This window comes from Acetobacter sicerae (genome assembly GCF_011516765.1).
Lineage (GTDB): Bacteria > Pseudomonadota > Alphaproteobacteria > Acetobacterales > Acetobacteraceae > Acetobacter > Acetobacter sicerae.
Window position 1 is genome coordinate 1 of record NZ_JAAABN010000024.1, and the last position, 21474, is coordinate 21474.

The 21474-nt window shown below is 56.6% G+C and carries 23 protein-coding genes and 3 pseudogenes; 18 read left to right on the plus strand and 8 right to left on the minus strand.

Features of this window, described 5'->3' with window-relative positions:
* The first annotated feature begins 147 nt into the window (after positions 1 to 147).
* Both GVI59_RS16220 and GVI59_RS16225 read left to right on the plus strand, forming a co-directional pair.
* Positions 148 to 462 carry a UvrD-helicase domain-containing protein gene (locus GVI59_RS16220; protein ID WP_408736627.1) on the plus strand — a complete coding sequence of 105 codons (315 nt, stop codon included), beginning with the start codon at positions 148 to 150 and terminating at the stop codon, positions 460 to 462.
* 44 nt (positions 463 to 506) lie between these two features.
* A pseudogene (locus GVI59_RS16225) lies at positions 507 to 821 on the plus strand (integrase core domain-containing protein); the annotation flags it as partial.
* Between the two features lie 168 nt (positions 822 to 989).
* Here GVI59_RS16225 and GVI59_RS16230 read toward each other — a convergent pair.
* The 3 genes from GVI59_RS16230 to GVI59_RS16240 form a co-directional block, all read right to left on the minus strand.
* A complete protein-coding gene (locus GVI59_RS16230) occupies positions 990 to 1484 on the minus strand; it encodes a phosphate-starvation-inducible PsiE family protein (RefSeq protein WP_456304146.1) in 495 nt (164 codons plus the stop codon).
* Between the two features lie 111 nt (positions 1485 to 1595).
* Complete coding sequence (locus GVI59_RS16235; protein WP_067253576.1) at positions 1596 to 2087, minus strand: Hsp20/alpha crystallin family protein; 492 nt, start codon at positions 2085 to 2087, stop codon at positions 1596 to 1598.
* Between the two features lie 20 nt (positions 2088 to 2107).
* The gene (locus GVI59_RS16240) at positions 2108 to 2395 is read right to left on the minus strand and encodes an Hsp20/alpha crystallin family protein (protein ID WP_198912168.1); all 288 of its coding nucleotides are present in this window, start codon (positions 2393 to 2395) and stop codon (positions 2108 to 2110) included.
* Between the two features lie 194 nt (positions 2396 to 2589).
* Between GVI59_RS16240 and GVI59_RS18810 the strand changes: the two genes are divergently transcribed.
* The 11 genes and pseudogenes from GVI59_RS18810 to GVI59_RS16290 all read left to right on the plus strand — a co-directional run bounded on the left by GVI59_RS18810 (position 2590) and on the right by GVI59_RS16290 (position 9986).
* Positions 2590 to 2745: a hypothetical protein gene (locus tag GVI59_RS18810; protein ID WP_198912169.1), complete on the plus strand. Its 156-nt coding sequence runs from the start codon at positions 2590 to 2592 to the stop codon at positions 2743 to 2745.
* Between the two features lie 172 nt (positions 2746 to 2917).
* Positions 2918 to 3235: a hypothetical protein gene (locus tag GVI59_RS18815; RefSeq protein ID WP_198912170.1), complete on the plus strand. Its 318-nt coding sequence runs from the start codon at positions 2918 to 2920 to the stop codon at positions 3233 to 3235.
* 26 nt (positions 3236 to 3261) lie between these two features.
* Positions 3262 to 3909 carry an HdeD family acid-resistance protein gene (locus GVI59_RS16250; protein WP_173575140.1) on the plus strand — a complete coding sequence of 216 codons (648 nt, stop codon included), beginning with the start codon at positions 3262 to 3264 and terminating at the stop codon, positions 3907 to 3909.
* 211 nt (positions 3910 to 4120) lie between these two features.
* Complete coding sequence (locus GVI59_RS16255; protein WP_173575141.1) at positions 4121 to 4741, plus strand: hypothetical protein; 621 nt, start codon at positions 4121 to 4123, stop codon at positions 4739 to 4741.
* 1 nt (position 4742) lies between these two features.
* Entirely contained in the window at positions 4743 to 5303 is a 561-nt protein-coding gene (locus GVI59_RS16260) for an NADH dehydrogenase ubiquinone Fe-S protein 4 (protein ID WP_173575142.1), read from the plus strand.
* Between the two features lie 48 nt (positions 5304 to 5351).
* Positions 5352 to 5876, plus strand: a pseudogene (locus GVI59_RS16265) (DDE-type integrase/transposase/recombinase); the annotation flags it as partial.
* Positions 5877 to 5907: 31 nt separating this feature from the next.
* A pseudogene (locus GVI59_RS19415) lies at positions 5908 to 6051 on the plus strand (Hsp20/alpha crystallin family protein); the annotation flags it as partial.
* A 22-nt stretch (positions 6052 to 6073) separates the two neighbouring features.
* Positions 6074 to 6988 carry a heat resistance protein YfdX1 gene (gene yfdX1, locus GVI59_RS16275; RefSeq protein WP_173575143.1) on the plus strand — a complete coding sequence of 305 codons (915 nt, stop codon included), beginning with the start codon at positions 6074 to 6076 and terminating at the stop codon, positions 6986 to 6988.
* A gap of 325 nt (positions 6989 to 7313) precedes the next feature.
* Positions 7314 to 8071 (plus strand): IS5 family transposase gene (locus GVI59_RS16280; protein WP_173575144.1). Its coding sequence is split into 2 segments (ribosomal slippage): positions 7314 to 7635 and positions 7635 to 8071, totalling 759 coding nucleotides; the frame shifts between segments, so codons are not numbered across the junction.
* Entirely contained in the window at positions 8011 to 8889 is an 879-nt protein-coding gene (locus tag GVI59_RS16285; RefSeq protein WP_198912171.1) for an ATP-binding protein, read from the plus strand. Before GVI59_RS16280 ends, GVI59_RS16285 begins: the two co-directional genes overlap by 61 nt.
* 197 nt (positions 8890 to 9086) lie before the next feature.
* Positions 9087 to 9986, plus strand: coding sequence for a 3'-5' exonuclease (locus tag GVI59_RS16290; protein ID WP_173575145.1), 900 nt, complete (start codon positions 9087 to 9089; stop codon positions 9984 to 9986).
* 124 nt (positions 9987 to 10110) lie between these two features.
* On the opposite strand, the gene GVI59_RS16295 is transcribed toward GVI59_RS16290, so the two are convergent.
* The 5 genes from GVI59_RS16295 to GVI59_RS16315 form a co-directional block, all read right to left on the minus strand.
* Positions 10111 to 11349: a type II toxin-antitoxin system HipA family toxin gene (locus GVI59_RS16295; protein ID WP_082770914.1), complete on the minus strand. Its 1239-nt coding sequence runs from the start codon at positions 11347 to 11349 to the stop codon at positions 10111 to 10113.
* On the minus strand, positions 11346 to 11660 hold the full coding sequence (locus GVI59_RS16300; protein ID WP_242013173.1) for a helix-turn-helix domain-containing protein: 315 nt from the start codon (positions 11658 to 11660) through the stop codon (positions 11346 to 11348). Before GVI59_RS16300 ends, GVI59_RS16295 begins: the two co-directional genes overlap by 4 nt.
* Positions 11661 to 11856: 196 nt before the next feature.
* On the minus strand, positions 11857 to 12627 hold the full coding sequence (locus GVI59_RS16305) for a segregation and condensation protein A (RefSeq protein ID WP_061276456.1): 771 nt from the start codon (positions 12625 to 12627) through the stop codon (positions 11857 to 11859).
* Positions 12627 to 13961, minus strand: a complete 1335-nt coding sequence (locus tag GVI59_RS16310; RefSeq protein WP_173575146.1) for a transposase — start codon at positions 13959 to 13961, stop codon at positions 12627 to 12629. Before GVI59_RS16310 ends, GVI59_RS16305 begins: the two co-directional genes overlap by 1 nt.
* Positions 13962 to 14042: 81 nt before the next feature.
* On the minus strand, positions 14043 to 14684 hold the full coding sequence (locus GVI59_RS16315; protein ID WP_173575147.1) for a hypothetical protein: 642 nt from the start codon (positions 14682 to 14684) through the stop codon (positions 14043 to 14045).
* Positions 14685 to 15086: 402 nt separating this feature from the next.
* Here GVI59_RS16315 and GVI59_RS16320 point away from each other — a divergent pair, with 402 nt between their 5' ends.
* The 5 genes from GVI59_RS16320 (at position 15087) to GVI59_RS16340 (ending at position 21414) form a co-directional block, all read left to right on the plus strand.
* Positions 15087 to 15767 (plus strand): Abi family protein, encoded by a 681-nt coding sequence (locus GVI59_RS16320; protein ID WP_061490152.1) that lies wholly within the window; start codon positions 15087 to 15089, stop codon positions 15765 to 15767.
* 346 nt (positions 15768 to 16113) lie between these two features.
* The gene (locus GVI59_RS16325) at positions 16114 to 17214 is read left to right on the plus strand and encodes a hypothetical protein (protein WP_173575148.1); all 1101 of its coding nucleotides are present in this window, start codon (positions 16114 to 16116) and stop codon (positions 17212 to 17214) included.
* 135 nt (positions 17215 to 17349) lie between these two features.
* Complete coding sequence (locus GVI59_RS16330) at positions 17350 to 18612, plus strand: cation:proton antiporter (protein ID WP_061470284.1); 1263 nt, start codon at positions 17350 to 17352, stop codon at positions 18610 to 18612.
* Positions 18612 to 19295 (plus strand): YoaK family protein, encoded by a 684-nt coding sequence (locus GVI59_RS16335; RefSeq protein ID WP_061470283.1) that lies wholly within the window; start codon positions 18612 to 18614, stop codon positions 19293 to 19295. Before GVI59_RS16330 ends, GVI59_RS16335 begins: the two co-directional genes overlap by 1 nt.
* A 748-nt stretch (positions 19296 to 20043) precedes the next feature.
* Entirely contained in the window at positions 20044 to 21414 is a 1371-nt protein-coding gene (locus GVI59_RS16340; RefSeq protein WP_012813105.1) for a hypothetical protein, read from the plus strand.
* Positions 21415 to 21474: the final 60 nt, after the last annotated feature.

The following is a 21474-nucleotide window of genomic DNA, read 5'->3' on the forward strand; positions in this document are numbered from 1 at the left end:
GATCTCTTGGCCCACGTCTCTCCGCTCGGATGGGAGCACATCAATCTCACCGGAGAATATCGCTGGCCAAAGCCTTAACGTAGGATTTCGCCCCCTCCCGCAAACGACCCCGTTCTGGCCGCTGATATTGGCGGCAAATGGGATCATGTGCTGGTTGACGAGTATCAGGACACCAACCGGCTGCAGGCGGACATCCTGCTCGGGATGAAGCCCGACGGGAGCGGGCTGACGGTGGTGGGCGATGACGCGCAGAGCATTTATGCCTTCCGGGCGGCGACCGTGCGCAACATTCTTGATTTTCCGGCGTCTTTCGATCCCCCGGCGCGCGTCGTGACGCTGGACCGGAACTATCGCTCGACAAAGCCCATTCTGGATGCCGCCAACGCCATGATTGGAGACCCTCGGCATCTGCCGCGTGGACCTGAAAGACCTGCTTGGCGATGTCGAGGCCAACAATGCTAATCTGCATGGGGACGGCTCCTGCTCAAAGTGGACCACACCGCGGCCACTATGGCACGCCGATGCCGGGTGCAGGGGCCGTCCACCCCATCAACGGCCGGATGCGCGATGAGCTCTTGAACGAGAGCCTGTTCTTCGGCCTCGACCACGCCCGCAGCGCCATCGCCGAATGGAGGCAGGACTTCAACACCGCGAGACCGCACTCCTCGCTCGGATACCAGACCCCGGCGGCCTTCGCCGGAACCGTTACCGCAACCGGCTCCGACGCTTCGCTCGATAAGGGCTTCGCGTCTCCGCCCGTTGCTCAACCTGCGCCCAACGGCGTAACAGAAACGGTCGAGACTCTAATCGCCGCTGGATGAAAGTTCAGTGGCAGGTCAAACGCCGCCAAGTCTCCGCGGGAAGCGACGGCGCGTGGCTCGGCAAACCGACCAGCGCAACGCTCGGCATGATAAAAAATTTCTGCTAAACAATTAAGATGATGAGTGCGGCAGAGGTTGATGAAACAAGTCGAACGAAAACGCTTCGGCTCATTGATCGCCTTCGGCATTTTTAGCACCGGGCTCTTCGCGCCGGTCCTGATCGCGCACCAGCCAGTGGACTGCTCCGAGCGCAAGAGCCGCGCCCGCGAGGGCGGCAATCTTGGCTGGCTCCGTCTCGCCAAGGTCGAGGATGATAAATTTGCGCGCGATCGCGAGGAGCGCGATCAGCACGATCGTGCGGACCTGGAGAACGCCGAAGCTGCGTTCTGTCGCCACAAGAAGGGAGCGCTTGAACTCGAGCGCAATTACAACGGTGAAGATCATTCCGAACACCACCTGGAAGGTGGCGTAATCGAGCGTGTCGAACGCTCCCAAGACCAACCGGTTCACGACCTCGCGCATCAGCGCCCAAACCGACGCCACGACGATAACCGCAATGATGGCGCTGAGGACGAAAATGACGACCTGTTCGAACTTCTCGTAGAGCGTCATCGCCGACCATTGTTCACGGGTTAGCCCGGATCGTTTCAGGTCTTTCATCATTCCCCCTCGAAAGCCGCCCCGGAGAAACAGGCTCCCCGGGGCTCACCCGACGGCGTGATATCAAACGGAGCTGAGCGGACGCCGCAAACCGGCGACACCCAATGTGGCAAATCAGCCGTTCTTGACCTCGATGCGCTTGACCTTAGCCTGCGCCTCGGGGGTTTGGGGTAGCTTGATCGTTAGAACCCCGTTCTTGAAGGATGCTTGCGCCTTTTCGCCATCCACACCGGGGGGGAGCGGAATTGTGCGGTAGATCGCGCCGTAGCTGCGCTCGGAGAGATAGTATCCTTTCTTCTCCTCCTGGCGCTCGATCTTCTTCTCCCCCTTCACAGTCAACATGTCGTCGTTGACCGTCACCTCGATGTCCTTCATCTCGATGCCAGGCAACTCGATCGACACTTCGATCGTCTTGTCGGTCTCAACCACGTCGGATTTCGCCTCGCCACTGCCAAAGGGCCATTCGAAATGACCGACCCGGTTCCAGAAACTCTCGAACACATGGTTCATATCTCGCTGGAGCGTCGCGATCGGGTTGCCTTCGCTACTTTTGGATTCTGGCGCGCCGTCCTTGCGCGCCCAGGGAATGAGGTCTTTAATCTGCATGATATGGTCTCCTTTGGTTTTCAGGCGCCACCGCGTTCGTTGCGGTGCCAGCGCGCACCGTCGGGAACCTCGGGCGCCTTGCGTTCGCCCGACAGCGTCAGGACGTGGTCTTTGACCGAAATCTCGATATCACCCGGTTCGATACCCGCAAGTTCAGCGGTGACGGCAACGGCCTCAGAGCCTTGCCACACATTCACCGTCGGGAACGCCGCGCGGGACGGCGGCCAGAAACCGCGGTCCAGATCGCGCATCATGGAGCGCATCAGCGCAAAAGGATCGCTGCGGCGCAGATATGTCGGATAGAGCATTGCTGGCCTCCTGTAGCTGATCGATGCCCGAACCGACGTCCGGTCGGGCAACGTGGCCGGCCGGACGTCGGTTCGGAGACCGCCCATCAAGATAAGCCGTTCCATTTATTGTGCAAGCATATATGCTGCGTGCGTTGCACCTTGGATAGAGGGCAGTCTAACCTGTTTGTCATGCAGCCGGAGGAAGAATACCCATGATCGCTTCGGACATCGGGCTGATCGGGACGACGATCCTCAAGGGACTGGAAAGGTTCGAGCAGCGGCCCACCGAGTTTTCCATAGGCGACTGGCTGCTGAAACTGGCTTTCGAGACCATCGAGGCCGAGGCGCGCGCCGCGCGCCGCGCCTGAGGATGCCGCCTCCATCGAGGCGGAACCCGAGGCCCCGGCGGAGGATCCGACCGAGGCGGATCAGGCGATGTTCGAGTTCTAGCAGCCCGACGAAGTGCTGATGCTGGAGGACCTCCTCGCCGACGACGGCGGCACAGACCCCGAGAGCCAAGCGGATCGGCATAAGATCGCCATGGTGCTGCACCGGGCAATCGCCGATCTTCCGTCGGTCGAACGCCGCGTTCTCTATCGGCTCCACCTCGACAACGCTACGATCGCGGAGACGGCAGACCTTTTCGGCCTGACCGAGACAATGGTCGCCGAGATCGCAGAAAATGCGGGCGCGACACTACGCGCGAGGCTTGCCGAAGCCGGGTTGGTCAGAGATCCATCAGGCCGCGCGCCCATCGAACGGGAAATCGCTCACACGCGGCGTCTGCCTCAGCCGATCGAGGATCGCCGCCGCGTGGCCGCCGCCCTGACCGGCGAGGAGGCCGGCTCCGATACCTGACATGGAACTGAATAGGAGATCGACCAATGACCATAGCCTCTGAAAACCCGACTGATAAGATGCAGGACATGCTGTGCAGCCTGTCCCGGAATTGGTGGGCATTCGTGTTACGCGGCGTGCTCGCATTGATCATCGCAGTGCTAGCCTTCGTCATGCCTGCGGAATCGCTTCTGGCGCTCACGCTGGTCTTCGGCGCGTTCGCCTTTGCCGACGGCGTGTTCGGCCTCGTCGCCGCGATACGTAACATCCGCAAGGGCAAACGCTGGGGCTGGCTGATGTTCAGCGGCATTCTGGGCATCGCCACGGGCGTCGTCGTGGTTGTCTCGCCTTTTGTCACGACGCTTGTGCTTGCGACATTCCTCTGGGCCAGCATCGCATTCTGGTCCGTGTTCTCGGGTGCCCTCGAGATCGCGGCAGCGATCCGCCTGCGAAAGGAAATCAACGGCGAAATCTGGCTGATCCTGAGCGGCCTTCTCTCGGTCGTTCTCGGTGTCGTCGTGACCTGGATGCTGCTGACGCGCCCGGTCGAAAGCTTCCTCGCGCTCGGCTGGCTGATCGGCTTCTACGCCGCGGTCTTCGGGGTGATGATGATCCTCCTCGGGCTACGGCTTCGCAAGGCGGATCGTTCGGACGGTGCGGCCTTCGATGACGCTCCCCCATCGGCAAAGGCGTGAGGTGCCCTGTGGTGGATGACGGGCGACTTGCCGGCGAGGAGGACGATTTCACCCGATGGGACAAAACGATCTTCGACCGTTGCCTGAGCACTGGCTTCAATCCGTTCGGCAGCGGTCCGACGCCAATCTTCCTGCGGCACCGGGACGCAGAGGCGCCGGACGCCGATGCAAAGCCGTGCATGCCACCTGACACCGAAAATGCGAGGTGCTGATGTCGAACCGCCTGCCTGACTTGGCATATGCTGCTGCGACCGCTGCCTTGGGCATCGGCATCGTTTTCGTTTTTCGTTCGATGTATCTTGCCGAAGACATACTGCCTTTCGCGCAGGAGATGACGCTCATCTTCCTCGGCGCGGTCGTGACGATCATTCTGACCGCGGCGCTTCTCAATCGCCAGACCGATCTCGAGCTTCGCAAGGAAGGAAGGGTCATCATCCTCCAGCAGCAATGCGACATTTACATGGCCTGCATCGAGAAGGTCGCAGAGATCGTGGAAACCGCAAGGCACGATGCGAAGCTGATCGATGAACTGCGTGTTCTCAGCCACAAGCTGGCTGTGGTCGCGAGTGCAGGGGTCGTGTCCAGCTTCGAGCAGGTACTGGAGAGCTTGCAGTCCGGTTTTGCTGACGGCACGCTCTCGGACGGGGACGGAGAGGGCGTGATGAATGCCGTCGCCGATCTCACGATAGCGATGCGGTCGGACGTCCTGCACGCTGCTGCCTTTCCTTCGCAGAACACCGAACGCGCCGTTCGCCTGAACTCAAGGCGAATGGAAAAACTCGACGATCTCGAACGTCACCTTCTCGTATCCACCGACACCCGGGAGAACTGATATGCGCGGCCATAATCGCCCACCATTCCCGCCGAAAATTCCCGGAACCGATCTGCCATCCTGGGACGTGCCGACGGCAATCATCTACCGTCCTGCCCGTTCCGCGATGACATCGGCGCCTCGGCCCAACTACTGGGTCCTCGAGTTCGAGCCGTCCCCGCCGCCGCAGATCGAGCCGCTGATGGGATACACGTCCAGCGGCGATCCCTATCGTCCGATCCGGCTGAAGTTTCCGGATCGCGACAGCGCCGTGGACTTCGCAGAGAGGCAGGACTGGCATTATGTCGTGCGCGAGGACGCTGGGGGAGCCCGGATGGCGAACCCTTGGGCGGGTGAGACGCGCCACCGGCTGCACAGGGGCGTCGATGCCCCGGGAGCCTTCCGGGTCCCGTTCCGCCCCGATCGCCGCCTCTCAAGAGGCGTCCAGCATGAGAGCACGGCCGACCCGTCTACCAGCGACAGGGAGAGTTTCGATCCGGTCCTCGAAGCCTCGCTCGAATCCTTCCCCGCCTCTCATCCTCCGGCGTGGACGGGTGTGACAATTGCAAGAAAGACGACGTGATGACGGCCAGCTGCATGCGCTCGGGGAAATGAGATGTTTCCATGGGCCGAGACGGAGTTGCGCGGCAAGCTGCGTGACCTCGCAAACGAGCGCCGGCGTTTCGGCTACCGGCGCCTGTTCGTCCTGCTGCGGCGGGAGGGCGAGACGTCTGGCGTCAACCGCATCTACCGGCTCTACCGCGAGGAGGGCCTGACGGTGCGCAAGCGCCGGGCGCGGCGACGCGCGGTGGGCACGCGGGCGCCGATCCTGGTCGAGGCAAGGGCGAACGCGCGCTGGTCGCTGGACTTCGTGCACGATCAGTTCGCCTGCGGGCGGCGCTTCCGTGTGCTCAACATCGTCGATGACGTGACGCGCGAATGCCTGGCAGCGATCCCGGACACGTCGATCTCCGGTCGCCGCGTTGCTCGTGAGCTGACGGACCTGATCTCCCGACGCGGCAAGCCGGGCATGATCGTCTCCGACCACGGCACGGAGTTCACCTCGAACGCGATCCTCGCCTGGTCGAAGGATCATCGCGTCGAGTGGCACTACATCGCGCCCGGAAAGCCCATGCAGAATGGCTACGTCGAGACTCTAATCGCCGCTGGATGAAAGTTCAGTGGCAGGTCACTTTGTGCGCAACGTTGTCTTGCCTGACAACCTTGATTCGACCAAGGTGACGGCTTCGATGAAAGACGGCGCGCTGGAAGTGCGGCTTGTCAAGGCCGAGCAAGCCAAACCGAAACAGATTGAAATCTCAGTCAACTAACTTTAATTAGGAGCCCAAGATCATGAATATCAAACAGCCCCAATCAACCTTCTCCGCACTTGCCCTGGCGGTCGTCGTCGGACTTAGCGGACCGGCTCAGGCCCAATCGGCGGCAGGTTCTAGCCCAGGTGCTGCAGCACCCTCTGCCGCATCCAAGGCGGCGCAGCCACAGGTAGATGACAAGGCCGCCCGGGAAGCCGAAAAAAAGCGTGCTGAGCTCACTCAGGACGCCATCACGGCGCTCACCAAGACCCAGGAGGCTTTGACACTCCTTGATGCAAACAAGACCAAGGAGGCGCTCGCTGCGCTGGAACTGGCCAGCGGAAAGCTGGAACTGGTATTGGCACGCGACGCCAAACTTGCTTTGGCGCCGGTCGATGTACGCGTCATCACCCACGATATCTACGCCAACGTGGAAACGGTGAAGAAAGCGGTCAAGTTGTCTCGGGAGTTGTTGGGTGATGGCGAGGTGCAAAAGGCCCGGCCCATCGTCGCCAATCTGGCCAGCGAAATCGTGATCGAAACCGACAACCTGCCGATGGCAACGTACCCGGCAGCGATCAAGTCGGCCGCACGGCTCATCGACAGCGGCAAGATCGACGACGCCAAGGCGGAACTCGCCCGAGCACTGAACACGCTGGTGGTGACCTCGGTCGCCTTTCCTCTGCCCGTGCTACGGGCTGAAGCCGCGATTGCAAAAGCTGAAAAGCTGGCCGAGACCGACAAGCGCGATGCCAAGCAGAACGAGGAGCTCAGCACCTTGCTGTCGTCCGTGCGCACGGAGATCGAGATGGCGCAGATCCTGGGTTATGGCAAGAAGGCGGATTTCAAACCCATCTTCGATCAGGTGAAGTCCATTGAGCAAAAGTCGGCTGGTGGCAAAAGCGGCAAGGGATGGTTCGACGAGGTGAAGACGCGCCTCGAAACGCTGTTTTGAGGTGATGAAGGGGCCGACTGTTCGGTCGGTCAGTCTCGCGATGTTCGCAGTCAGCCCCAATAGATTCGCCTATTTTCACTCACTCATACGAGGCATATCACCATGAATGAGCAAACATCGAATCCCAATGCGACGAACAAAGAATAAACGAACAGGCCGCGGTAAGCAGCCTTCCTGTCAGTCCAGAGGCCAAGCCTGAAGTCGTCACGGAGTTACAGCCTGAGGTTCAGAAGGAAACGGGCTCGCAGGCGGCAGACAAACGTAGGCTCAGGACCCATTGATTTGATTGCGGAAATCTGATTCAGCCTCTGTGAGGAGACTGAAGATGAGTGACCTGTATTGGCTGACCGAGGAACAGATGGATCGTCTGCGGCCCTTTTTCCCGAAGAGCCATGGCAAACCTCGCGTTGATGACCGTCGTGTGTTGAGTGGGATCATTTTCGTGAACAGAAATGGTCTGCGCTGGCGTGATGCCCCCCGGGAATACGGTCCACACAAGACGCTCTACAACCGCTGGAAGCGCTGGAGTGCTATGGGGATCTTCATCCGCATGATGGAGGGATTGGCTACTGGCAAGGCAGAGCCTCAGACAATCATGATTGATGCGACCTATCTCAAGGCCCATCGCACGGCTTCGAGCCTGCGGTTAAAAAAGGGGGCCCAGGCCGTTTGATCGGGCGGACCAAAGGCGGGATGAATACGAAGCTGCATGCTGTCACTGACCGGAACGGACGTCCGCTCAACTTCTTCATGACAGCAGGTCAGATCAGTGATTATACTGGTGCCGCTGCCCTTCTGGACAGTCTCCCATCAGCCGAATGGATGCTGGCAGACCGGGGCTACGACGCTGACTGGTTCAGAGAGGCCCTGGAGGAGAAAGGGATCAAACCCTGTATTCCTGGTCGAAAATCTCGTGCAAAACCGGTCAAATACGACAAACGGAAATACAAAAGACGCCACCGTATCGAGATCATGTTCGGCAGACTCAAGGACTGGAGACGGGTCGCAACACGCTATGACAGATGCCCGACCGTCTTCTTCTCCGCAGTCTGCCTCGCCGCAACCGTCTTGTTCTGGCTATGAGTCCTGAGCCTACAGCGCTTCTACACCGCCGAGATAAACACAAAAAAATAGAGCCTTATATAAAAATTAGTTTTGGCCAGATGGCAGATACAAAAGGTCTATCAGAATATATTTGTGGTAATGAGAAGGGCGGTGGCTTCCTTATTGATGACCTAAAACTTCCGGCCTATTCAAATCTTCCATTTGAGTTTTCTGCATTGGGAGATGATCTTGACCTCGCTATACTTTACGAAGAGGCACACGGTAACAGGCAGATTCGAGATTATTGCGCTCAAATGTTAACACGGTTTAAATCTCTGGAAGAGCGGCCCGAATACGCATTCCTGCGCCACAATGCCCTGAGTGGAGGGACTGCACTTTCGCAGGATAAATTTCTGGCTGACCTTTTAGGACTAGAAGCCGAAGGAGACGGCTGGATCAAAAAAAATCAGATTGTTATTGTGGATATGAACGCCGTAGAAGACGAAGTCGTCGAACTCGTAGCGTCCGTACTGGCAAGAATGACACTCAGATTATTACGGAAAGCTGATCCCCGGAACCGATTTCCTATCCATCTACTTCTTGAAGAAGCACATCGGTATATCTCAGAGAAGACATCTCGCTACGCAATCGATGCCGGCAAAATTTACGAACGTATTGCTAAAGAAGGGCGTAAATACGGTCTTTTCGTTTTGGTCGCATCGCAGCGACCGAGCGAACTGTCAAAAACAGTTCTATCGCAATGTTCGAATTTTGTTATCCATCGTATTCAAAATCCAGACGATCTTTCTCAAATTAGACAAATGACGCCCTTTATTTCAGACGCAGTTTTGAAATGACTGCCTTCTCTGCCCAAGCAACACGCGCTCGTTTTCGGAATATCGGTCAATTTGCCGACGACCTTTAAAGTGCGAGAAGCAAACCCACTCCCGAAAAGCGACGATGCAAAGATCAGGGAGCTCTGGTTTCATAAAAAAGGCCAGAGAGCGCATATAAATATTACCTCACAAAATCCAGTAACATCGGACAAAAATTGATGTCTGAGTCCAACACGTCCGCCTTGGAAGCTGCGACCGCACTTTTAGGGACAAGCGATGACTATCGGGTCCTTCGTCGTCTCACTCCGCGAAGGCCCATCACCGGAATACCAGAACAGAACATCCGGCGTGGACTATTCGTTGACGTCGAAACAACAGGCCTCGATCCGACAAAAGATGAAATCATTGAACTTGCTATGGTCCCATTCTGTTATTCACTTGATGGCATTATCACCGAAGTCGGCAACGCATTTGAGCAACTTCGTGAGCCGTCACACCCCATCCCACCTCCTGTAAGCGCATTGACAGGCATCACCGACTCTATGGTTGCTGGTCATTACATTAATCCCGATGACGTTGCGAAGTTTTCACAATCTGCAGCAATTGTGATCGCACACAATGCGGCTTTTGATCGGAAATTTCTTGAACGATTTTGTCCTTCGTTTTCTTCAAAGCCCTGGGCTTGCTCAATGTCAGAAATTGACTGGGTTTCAGAGGGATACGAAGGAACAAAGCTTGCTTACCTTGCGACAGAATGTGGCTTCTTTTACGATCGCCATCGAGCCGTGAACGATTGCCTGGCTGCATTGGAAATATTAGCCCATCCTCTGCCTGTATCTGGTTCCAATGCCCTGTTCCAATTACTCGAAAAGGCTCGAAAACCAACATGGCGCATATGGGCTGACGGCGCACCGTTCGAATTCAAGGAAGATCTCAAGTCCCGCGGTTACCGCTGGAACGGTGACAATAATGGTTTTCCACGTGCTTGGTTTATTGATGTTTCCGAGCAAGACATTCAGACTGAAGCGAGCTTTCTACAAACAAAAATATATCGCCGCGATGTTGAGGTAAGCCCTGTTAAAATTACGGCTTACGACCGATTTTCTGAGCGAGCTTAATGAAACGGTGGCGCGCGAAGTAAACACTAGCTCTCGTTGTTTGGGTGTTATTTTTTATAATTAACTCAAAGATATTCCCCCGTATACGATTTATGTCTAAAAATCTCTTCTTTCCTACAGCATTTCATTTCCATCCTCGGGCAATGACCATTTCACTGCCAATGTCTTCAATCAGAAAATCCGGTACGCCACAATTTCCAGCGATCTCTTCCCATGAGCAAAGGGCACTGTCGACCGCATCAATAATCTGGTCTCTTCGAACAGGCTTGATGCCTGCGACCCGCGCCACTTCATTAATGGCAATCTTGCCCGGGTAACGCCCATCGCCAGTGATCGATATCGAATGCTCGCCACCGGGGCCTGCGGAAAACGACACATCATAGGCGGGAGCCAGCGACCATTCACCAGCCGCATTCATGAGAAACGCATGATTTCGAACATGATCGTCCCGGTTCAATGCCCGCACGTTAAATACCATACGTCTAAAAATTTCCTCGACTACATCAATCCGCCGACACATAAGTTTGGCAAGCTTGATGAGATCAACGTAATCGACCACACCGTGCTGCATACCGGTATCAAGCAATCCCGCCACTGTAGACATATGTAAGCGGCCTCGGCCCGGACGATCGAACCGAACAGTGCCCAAAAATCGCTCTTTATGACCTTCCAGCGGGAACATTCGACAAACGTTGATGCCTGCTTCTCTCATGAGAATGCCGTAGGCGATCTCGGCTTCCACTGTCCCGACCGGATCAGATGATGCACGCCCTTTGATCAATACCTGAGTCCAGCCGGAAGCAAGCGGCAGGCGGTAATCGCGTAAGGAATGCATATCGTCATTGATCTGCGCGACAAACTTGGGCCGCGCGCCCTGACTGCCACCCGACATGACGCGGAGCCGCGAAAGATCTGCGGCGGACGCCCCATTCACCACTTGCGGTATGATCTCTTCGAACCAGCCCAGATCAATGCTCTCATTCGGAAGATTGTCTGTTTCCGGGGCATACGTCAGGGCCCCGCTACCATAGCGCCCGACATAAGCGAGGCGCTCGATATCACCGATTTTGGTTCGACTGATACCTCTCGCTGCAATTTCCCTATCAAGCAGGAGACGTCCCCAACCATCAGGGAGACTATCTTCAAACAGAGAAGGAAGACTTGCACCCCGACCGCCGTTTGGTCTCAACAACTGATCATACGACCGACAAAGCACTGGAGAGAGAGGAAGAGGACTTGCAGCAAACCCAGCATCCCACTCGAAAGCTATGTTTCGACGCTCAGGATCGCGGCCAAACTGTCCCACCTGTAGAGACTTTTCTCCCTCGCCGAAATCCAGCGCAACAGAAAGTCTTTCAATCATCGCGTCCTCTGTTTCGCTGCGCGTCGACGGAGCTGACTAAACTTATCCAACTCATCCAGCGAAGATGCCTCTGGCATGGGAAAAAGGTCAGAAAAAGCGTCAAGTGTCCCGAGCGCCTCAGCTATGGCTAGCAGCGTCGCCAAACTCACAGTTCCCCCGTTTTCAAATCTTCTAAGCGTTGCTATGGCCACTCCCGATTGCTCAGCAAGGTCTTCCTGCGTGATGTTCTTCGCCAGCCGGCGCGCACGAGCCGATACCGCTATCTCATCATGCACCTCAACCGCCGTTCTCGGTAACAGATAGCTTATCATATATGATCTCTTATGTTCATTTTATCTGTTTTATATATCATTTTTGATATATAAATGCGACGATAATTTACGACCCTCAAGTAGGAGGAAACCGTCCCCCACAAGGCAAGCGCGATAGAATATGGCGCCCACATGTTTCATACCGGGGTACGGAGACGCATTGGGAGGGTGAACGACCTTTCTCGTCTTCCGTGTCTTACTCCTCCGAGAACGTCACTCCCTCGGTCGTGAGTTCACCCTGCCTCAACAGTTCAAGTCCTGCTACAAAAGCGCCAGCGATCGCCGCTTTCCGGCTGCGCATGTCTTCTGCCGGCTTTAACGGTATGCAATCACGCCAGATACTCTGGAACGTCCCATCAGATAACTTTTCCCGGATACGTGCGAGGGCGGCCGTTATCGTCCAATACGCAGGTACATTGATCGTATATATCGGATCACACTCTTCAAAACGGGCCAGTTCGCGCTCAAGAACGCCGAGACAGGCCTCCATCAGCCCGAAATACGATGCCTGCCGCCCCCGGGGTACATTAGCCAGATCACTGCATCCCCGCGGAAATGTCGCCACTCCGAGTTGCGGACGTTCCTCCAGCCAGGACGCTGCGGCCCGGATACGCAAAAGTTCGTCGAGATGGGCGACCGTGCGATAAGCTTCCCTTTCGGCATGTGTCTGCTCAACCTGAGAGGCGAACAACAATCTGGAGCGCAAAAACACCAATCTGGTCACCCAGATGAGCCATTCAGCCCGTTTCATAAGGGGTGTCGTTTGCGCCAGCCTCTCTGCTTCGACAACAAACTGCTCCGCGAGCATGGCAACAGAAATCCCCCCAAGATTAATCCGCTGCCGCTCCGCAAGATCAAGCAACAGGTCGAGAGGACCATCAAACCCCTCCACATGAAATTCGGGAAGCGGGGAACGCGTCCCAGACTGCGCCGCTGTTGTCCCGTCATAATTTAAATTAGAGGGCATCACTGTCCCCCCGGCTTGTTCACGAAATCATAATGGGGACGGATATCGAAAACGAGTTCGCGCCACTCGGATTGCAGACGGACAAATGCCTGCCACGGGCTCCAGTCTGCCGACCAGAATTCGTACATGACCTTCACATGACGTCGAGCGCGGCGATCCGGGAGAGCACGGACCGAGACATGCCGCAGCGGCCTTAGCGTCCCCCAGTTAGCCTGCAACCACGTAAGCGCCTCCGTTGAATCCTCACCCGCCTCGAGCATTCTGTCAGGAACCGGTACTAGACGATAAAGATCAAACGGACAGGACTGGTCGCCAGATGCGCGCCGCCGCTCGCCAATACGATATAGTCGCTCGGAAGTTTCCCGCAGCAGGCGCGCCAGAATGGCAGCCTGGGGCCCTATAGAAGCCATTGGGGCAAGGAGCCGCGCCTGTTCATACTCAAAATCCACACGCCAGGGGATGGTGCCAGACCCTCGTGCCGAAGCCACGAACCGCTCAACCACCGCAGTAGGACCACTTACCGTTACCGTGGTCCGGATCCAGTCTACGGATGTCTCTCCTAGAGACCGTTCCGCCTGTTGAGGCGGTCTGCTCGGGCTGGCGACGAAAGACGACGGTTTTTTACGCCGCGAAGAAGGAGTGGTTTTCCCAAGGGCCCGCTCAAGCACGAACCGGATCCCCGGAACACTGAGAGGATCACCGAGAGTCCCGCTCGATCTCACATTACAAAACGCGTGACCGTACCGCAGTTGTCCACCGTCTCGCCATGCCTGCCAACTCCGCACCGGACAGACGGCGGGGTCACGACGACGACGCAATTTTTTCGCGATCCGTCGACCGGACCTCGGACTCAACAGAGAAACCGTCATCCCATCCGCTGTCTCGATAAAGTCTTCAACTCTTAGCCGTGCCAGAGCTTCAGCTCCCAGACTCAGAGCTGCAGCGAGTGCGAGAAGTGCTCGATCCCGAACGCCCGCGATATCCGGCTTGCAGCGGTGTGCTGCTTCCCGCAGCATATCTGCGGATGGCCCCGTCGCCGCTTTCGGGCAAACCTTCTGGCTTTCTGGAAGAGGAATGGCTTCCAGGATCTCACCGTTCGCAGCGCACCACGCCACAACCGCAGCGCGATCAACGTTCAGACTTTTGCGCGGGCGACCCGCTTTGGCCCGCCTTTCCAGCCATTGCGTCAGCGCCCGCTCGCCGACGGGAAATCGCTGCAGAGGAGCGTGAGACTGGACAAATGCCCGCCAGGACGTGGCGTAAGTCCTGGCCGTCCCGTCAGACAGATCCTGCGGCGCGCGGGCCGCAGTGAGCAATCTCCAGGCTTCAGCCATGTCTCAAAGGACCAGCACCTCGGACGCGTCTGGAGATTACCGGTCTTGCCTGACAGATTTCAAAGACATGTGGGCTGACAATCATGACGGACGGTTTCCCTCCACACGGCTTTCGGTATGCGGGCCTGTGAGGCCAGGCACTTCGTGGGCTTTGGAGAGGAGCTGTGCCGTAAAAATAGTCAGGATAAGCAACCCGAGTGCTTGGGAAACCGTCGCAATCCAAAGATTCCTGTGCCGTCCGGCCGCCAGCGTTCGCAAGGCTTCGGCCGTCCGCTCGCGATCATGCCGAATGAACACCCGAAGCTCGTCGCAGAGCTGATCGTCTTCCTGCTGGTCATGGCGGTCTCCGACCGCTTTCCAGAACGCCTTCAATCTCGCGATGCTCTGTCCCGCCGTGCTTGGATAGTCTCCCGGCAAAAAGCGTAAAAATTCGAGCCAGAAGCAAAGAAACAGACCAATAATAGCTGCCACTCCGAACACGGCACCGTTAACACCAAGCTGCAGCGATTTCCCCTGAAACCAATAGGGAAATCCGGCGCCGACCAGAACCCCAGCAATCACCGACACGAGACCAGCGGGCACCGCACCTAAAGGTTTCATCATCTCCTTACAGTGATCGCGCACCAAATTTTCGCATTCTCCCAGGTAAGCATCTGAAATTTGCGACGCTTTTGGAAATTGCGCTGGCAGCCCCCATGGGTCTTTCTGATCGTCCACCACCACGTTGTGCTTCCTTTGCGCACTGATTTCTGCCGTTTCTGGACCAGCGAACCCTTAACTGAGAAGGGGAGCGAAAACCTGAGTCGAAGAAGACCGACAGCTTAACAATATGGCATCTGCACCGCTCTAACACCTCGCTATCAGGTTAACACTATTTTGCAGCCATTTTTCGACTTAAAAGCACAAGACGTTTGGCGGTTTGCAGCCGTTTCCAACCAAAATGAGCCAGACTGGAGCAAATCCCCCCTCCCCCCCAACCTAGTTGCGATAATTCCCTTTATCGCAACTAGGTAGAGGACCATAAAAAAAGGCCCTGTGAAGGGCCTTTAGTGCGTGCCCTCGGGCGCATATCCGAAGACAGAGGCGTATCCGAGAGATACGAAACAAGATATACGCGTCAGCGTCATGACGGTCAAGAATTTCCCGCTCTCGGAACCCGTTCTCCAGGCGCTGCAGACAAGCTTGTCGCCGGAGCGGTTTTCAACCTATCTCCGGGCCTCTGGCGGCCATCAGGAAAAGGCCCTGCGTCTCTACACGCGCAATACAGCCCTTAGTGCGGCCTTCTACGGGCCGCTGCAAGGCCTGGAGATTGCCGTGCGCAACGCCCTGCACCGGGAACTAACCGCCCGATTTGGACCTGCGTGGTATGACAATCGACTGACGGGCCTCAATCCCAAAGCCCAGGATCAGATTCTGCGTGCCAAACGCGACGTTCAGCGTGAGCACCGGCAGGCGGATCCACCCCATGTTGTGGCCTCGCTCAGCTTTGGCTTCTGGGTCGCACTGCTTGGCAAAGGCGGCAACAGCAACTACGAGATGATCCTGTGGCGCCCCGCACTGGCCAAAGCGTTTCCGCACGCCCGCCTCGGTCGAAAGCAGGCGCATCAGCAACTGGATTATCTACGGACGTTTCGCAACCGCATAGCCCACCACGAGCCGATATTTACCCGCCACCTCGCGGCCGATCACGAAGCCATTCTTCGGGTGACTGGATGGATCTGCCCCCTCACCCGCGACTGGATCGCCTCTCACAGCCGCGTGCCAACTCTCCTGGCACAACCGGCCTCAGCCGACCTGTTATTTTGAGTGTTCCAAGCTTAACGCAATGACCGCAAGGGGCAGGAGCAGACAGGCGGCAATCGCCCTCATATCGGAAATACAGCGATCCTCGATCGCTTTCCGCATAGCGGACTTGAATAGCGCAGACTCCTGCGGCCACTTTGCCTCTCATATCGGACGTCGGTGCACCAATATGTGATTCCGAAGAACAGACATGAATGTTCGACTTTCGAAGACTGGCTTCCATCAGTTTTAGAGCGGTTCAGCTTGCGGTCGCAACAAGCATGCCAAACGTGTAGGTGAAACATTGTTCGGTTAAAACATTACTCACTGTAATCTTGTTGAAATTTTGTGAGTTCTCCAGCATAATCTCATGATGCCCATCACCACTGACACGTCGATCTACGACAAAACCGGTCGCCTACGATTTTGTAGTATAGACAAATTTGTTTCTGATATCTGTGAGGGCGATCATTGCTTTATATGCGGACGACATCCGAGTAAATTCCCATTCAATAGAGAGCATGTTATACCAAATTGGTTGTTGAGGAATGTCAATATTCACTCGGGGAATATTCAGCTTCCGAACGGTAGGCTGCACCGATATGGAAGTTATACCATCCCGTGTTGCACTGAATGTAACACGGGTCTTGCGGAGCATTTTGAAAAACCAATCAGCGAAGCGTTTGGGAAGGGCTTTTCAGGTCTAAGCGCGTTGGTCGAGCGCGAGGGGACCGAGCGCCTGTTTCAGTGGATGGCCCTACTCTTTGTAAAAATGCACCTTAAAGACAAAACGCTTTTACAGAACCCGGATACGCGCCTTGGACGATTCTACATATCTGATGGCTATGATTGGTCAACATTTCACCACATGCATTGTCTCGCCCGCGCCCATTACTCCGGCGCAAAGATTGGTAAGTATGTCCACGGATCAATGTTGTTCGTCGAAGTTGGAGAGAACTCCGAAGATGAATTTTTTGATATTGCTACCGTGTCCAGCGCCTACACCTTGTACATTCGAGTAAAAGACATGGCTATATACACCGTGTTTGATGATTCCGGAATTTGTCTGGGGGCTGTAGAGCCCGTTTTATCAAGAATCACGGGCGTGATGAATTCGGCGCAAGCTCGCGAGTTAGCCGCGGAACTGGCGGCGGCAAATATTCACCTTAAAAATCCCCCTGGCTTTGGGACGAGATCGTCGAACGCTGATGGTGACGATCTCGAGATTATAGCTCTCCCTCCAGAAGGGAATGCCGAGTTCTTTGCCAAAAGCAATAACGCGATAGGTCACATCAAGCGTTCAGTTTTGGGAAGTTTTTGTCAAGCAACAGCAGATCATACGCGCGAAGAGGCGCTGGAATTGCTCGAATCAAATGAGTATTCGTTCTTATTCAACAGTGAAGGGGTTTTCGTCACTGGGGGAGACAAAGAAGATTTGCAACCTGTGCGTAGCGAGTTGTCCGCTATCTGACGAATCTTGTGCAGGAAAGGGGATAGCCGCTTCCGCCCTCATTTTTGTCATTCAATGCCCGGTTAAGCTTCTCGAATAGCGGACTATTTTCGGTTTTTCTTGACGTAAGGAGCCTGAGCAGTCAGCGGTGAGGCCATGGATACCATCAGCCTTCTTGCTCTACTCCTGACGCTCTCGGCAGGCTTCAGCATTCTCAACCACCATACGTTGCGTGTTCCTGTCACGATCGGCGTTCTGGTCTTCTCATTGCTGACCTCGCTTCTGGTCATGATCCTGAACCCTCTGATCCCGGCCTATGACCTTCAGGCTCTCCCACGGTCTGTACTCGGCGCGATCAATCTGCCTGCGGCACTTCTGAACGGTGCCCTGTCGCTGCTGCTTTTTGCGGGAGCCATGCAGGTGGATGTCGGGCATCTGCGAGCAAAGCTGATGTCTGTGACCGCTCTCTCCATTCTGGGAACCGTTCTGGCCGTGGCGTTTCTGGCGGTCGCGGCGTGGTGTGTTTTCCCGCTGCTGGGCCATGCCGTTCCCTTTACATGGTGCATCGTGCTCGGCGCTATCCTCGCTCCGACAGACCCGGTTTCGGTCGTGGGAATGCTGAAACGTCTGGGACTGCCAGGACCGCTACAGGCCGTCTTTGCGGGCGAGAGCCTGTTCAATGACGGCGTGGGCGTCGTCATTTTCGGTGTGACGATCGGGCTGGCGACTGGAGACAGTCAAGGGGTGGGCGCTTCTGAGATTGCCATGAGCTTCTGCCGCGAAGCGCTCGGTGGTGGTCTTCTTGGAGCGATAACCGGCTGGATTGCTCTTCGTGTGCTCAAGGGACAGCGTGACCCGCATATTGATCTGCTGACCTCGCTGGCTCTGGCGACCGGAACCTTCAGCATCGCCAATCAGTTGGGGATGTCCGGTGCGATTGCCGTCGTCGTGGCCGGTCTCTGCTTCGGAACCAGCTACAGCCATTCCATTTTCGATGAAGTATCGCGCAAGGAACTCGACATTGCATGGACGCTGATTGACGAAGTGCTGAACGTCCTGCTGTTCATGCTCATCGGCTTTGAAATACTGGAGATCACGCCGCATCTGTTCACGGTTCTGGCGACGCTTGCCGTGATCCCGCTGTCCATTGCCGTGCGGGCATTGAGTGTGCTGTTCTCCACCCTGCCGGTTCATCTCCGGCAGTGGGAGCGGGGCCGTGTCCTCGGCATCCTGACATGGGGCGGCCTGCGTGGCGGCATCTCGGTTTCTCTGGCGCTTGGCCTGCCGCACGGCGACCTGCGTGATCTGCTGCTGCCTGTCTGTTACGGTGTCGTGGTGTTCACCATCATCGTGCAGGGTCTGACCATGGAGCGGGTCGCCCGCAGGCTCTATCCGTCAATCGCTTCCCGGTCGCAATAATGCCCTCCTCCCTTCTCCCGGTCTCGATTTCCGCCCGGCGGGTTCTCATTCTCGGGCTTGTCGCAGGCTATGTGGATGCCCTGAGTTTCGTCGATCTGGGCGGTGTCTTTGCAGGCGCGATGACGGGCAATACCACGCATATGGGCGCCTCGTTTATCAGCGGCAACTGGCACCATGGCCTGCTTCTGGTGGGTGTGCTGGGTGTCTTTTTCCTTGCCGCCATCCTGTCCGGCCTGATGCGGCTGTTATGGTCGCCAGCTTATGGTGTCATGGTGATGACAATCTTCATGGTTCTGGCACAGATCGTGCATGGATCCTCCCTACGCTACTGGGGCGAATTTCTCGTGCTTCCGGCACTTCTGGCCGTGCAGGGCGAAACGATCGCGAAATTCTCCGGCACGCCCATGCCCACGATCGTCGTGACGACAAACCTGTTAAAAGCCGCATCGGGAATTGCGGAATGGATGGCGTCATGGATTGCGCCGGACAGGAACATTCGCCCTATCGCAGGAAGCATTTTTCTGCCGCTACTTTCGTGGGGGGCTTTTCTGGCAGGCGTGATGGCCGCCGCTACGGGGCTGGCCCTGCACGGTAGTTTTCCGTTCCTCTGGCCCGTCCCTTTCCTTGTCTTTCTATACCGGGATATCTGGAAAACGGAGCGTTCCGGGCAGGACGATAATTGAACACCCTGTCTGACAGGTCAGGATCAGACGCAGGACGTAACGCGTTTATGATGCGAATCTGCCTCTCGGTCAGGTCAGATTTTCATGCCTGACAGCCGACATTCAGCTTCCCCCCACATAACTGTCGGAATAATGCGAGGCGGGTACAGTCATGCGAGATATCAATGATCTCGTGATACGCGATATTCTGGTTGGGGAGGGTACGGGAGTAAGAAGCAGCGGCTACATGCTGTTTTTCCCCTGAATCGTGAGCCACGGATTTGCACTCAATGCTTTTGGTGTCTTCTGGATCGCGGGAAAGGCAATCCATAGTCTCTGACATAGTAACAGACTGGCCGTAGGGCAGGGGGCATCCAGTTCTTTCGGAGCAAGGGTGATAAAGGATCAAACAAAAGTAGAGAAAAATATTTTATTTTTTCAGTTAGTTAAATGTGCTCACAACCGTTCAACGAAGCCGCTCACAAGCAGCAGTTTTCTTTGGTTGTGTGCCCCCGTAACCAAGCGTAAGTCCTTGATCTGACACGATAAACCCGCCCTAAACAGGCGGGTTTTTTGTTGCCTAAAATTCCCCGCAGGAAACACATAGGAAACAGACGAAAAGGTACCGGGGCGCATTTTTGTCCACTTTCACAAATGCGTGATTGAAGAGTGAGGCACCCTGTCGCCTGTTTTGGGGTATCATTCTAGGCTTGTCGAGTCAGGACAGTCTGCCCCTCTGCTGTCCGTATCAGGAGACGCAGGAGCAGCCATGGCCGCAGACGAACTCACGGGACTGATCCGTTATCTCGGTCAGGAGGACTGGCAGGAGTGTTTTGGCGAAGTGCTCGGCGATCACATCGGTCCGGCGCTGGAAGCGGGCGACATCACGTTCGAGGATCTGGCGGAGATGATCGGTCCCGACGTCGCCATGACGCTATGGGGCTGCGCCTTCGAGGATTTTCTCGGGCAGGACTGGGACGATAGCCGGAACTTCGTGGACGTTTACCTCAAGCGTCGGGGCTGGAAGGAAGGGCCGCGTAACAGCGCCTATATGCGTGCCCTCAAGGCTTCGGTCATGAGCCTGTATGAAGTCTCGGACATCAAACCCGGCCAGAGCCTGATGGCGCGTGACCTGCTGCGGGGTGGTGATCCGGTTCTGGTGCATGAAGGTACGGCAACCCGGACACTGGAACAGTGGGACCGGATTGCAGCACGTCTCGTGCTGTCCGATGGAAAGACCATTCTGGCAGGCGGGCTGCTCGCCTATTCACGGGGTGCCTGCGAAGATCTGGCGACGCACCTTTACAAGGTGCTTCGGAAGCGGCGGGGCAAGGCCGAGTTTCCGAAAGTCGATACGCAGACCCTGCGTGAGCTTGCGCCGATGTTCACGCTGACCTGGCTGTTCCGGACACTGGAGGACATGGCCCGGCAGATGGAGGGGCCAGCTTTGTTCAATGGGGACGGAGAGGATCTGGTCTTCCATGAAGTGTGTTTTCCGCTGGCAAAGGGCGTGACGCAGAAGACAGTGGCGGACGTGCTTGACGGGATCATGGCCCTGCGACCGGAAAACCGGTCATTCTGGAACTGGCTGAAAGAGCCGATGAGCGATCCCGTGCGCAAGGCTGGACGAGATGAAAACGGGCGGTTCCTGCGCACGGAGATGGATGATGGTGCGATCGTGCTGGGCACGCTGGATCTGAAGGGGCGGCAGTTGCGGCTGCAGGTGAACTCGAAAGAGCGTGCCGAACGTGGTCGTGCCATGCTGCAGGTTGGTCTGGGAGATCTCGTGCACGCTCCGTTCACGCAGATCATGACGCCGGCGCAGGCGATGGAAGACCGGGGGACGCATGGACGGGAGGTCTCGCCAGAACTGCAGATCCCGCCCGAGGAGGAAGCCCGGATTATCGGGCAGATGCTGGAGCGGCACTATCGGCAGGTGCTTGATGAGCCAGTCCCGGCCCTGGGGGATTTGACGCCGCGCCAGGCCGTCCAGACAGCCTCAGGACGTAAAAAGGTGGCCATCTGGTTGAAGGATATCGAAAACACTACGGTCCGCGCCCAAGGGAGTGGCGGTGCCATGGCTGCCTACGATTTTGGGTGGATGTGGCACGAACTCGGAATCATCAGGCTTAGGAAATAGTCCGCTCACGCCTCGTCTCGGTCGTTCGGATGCCCAGATCACATTCCCGACTCCGGACAT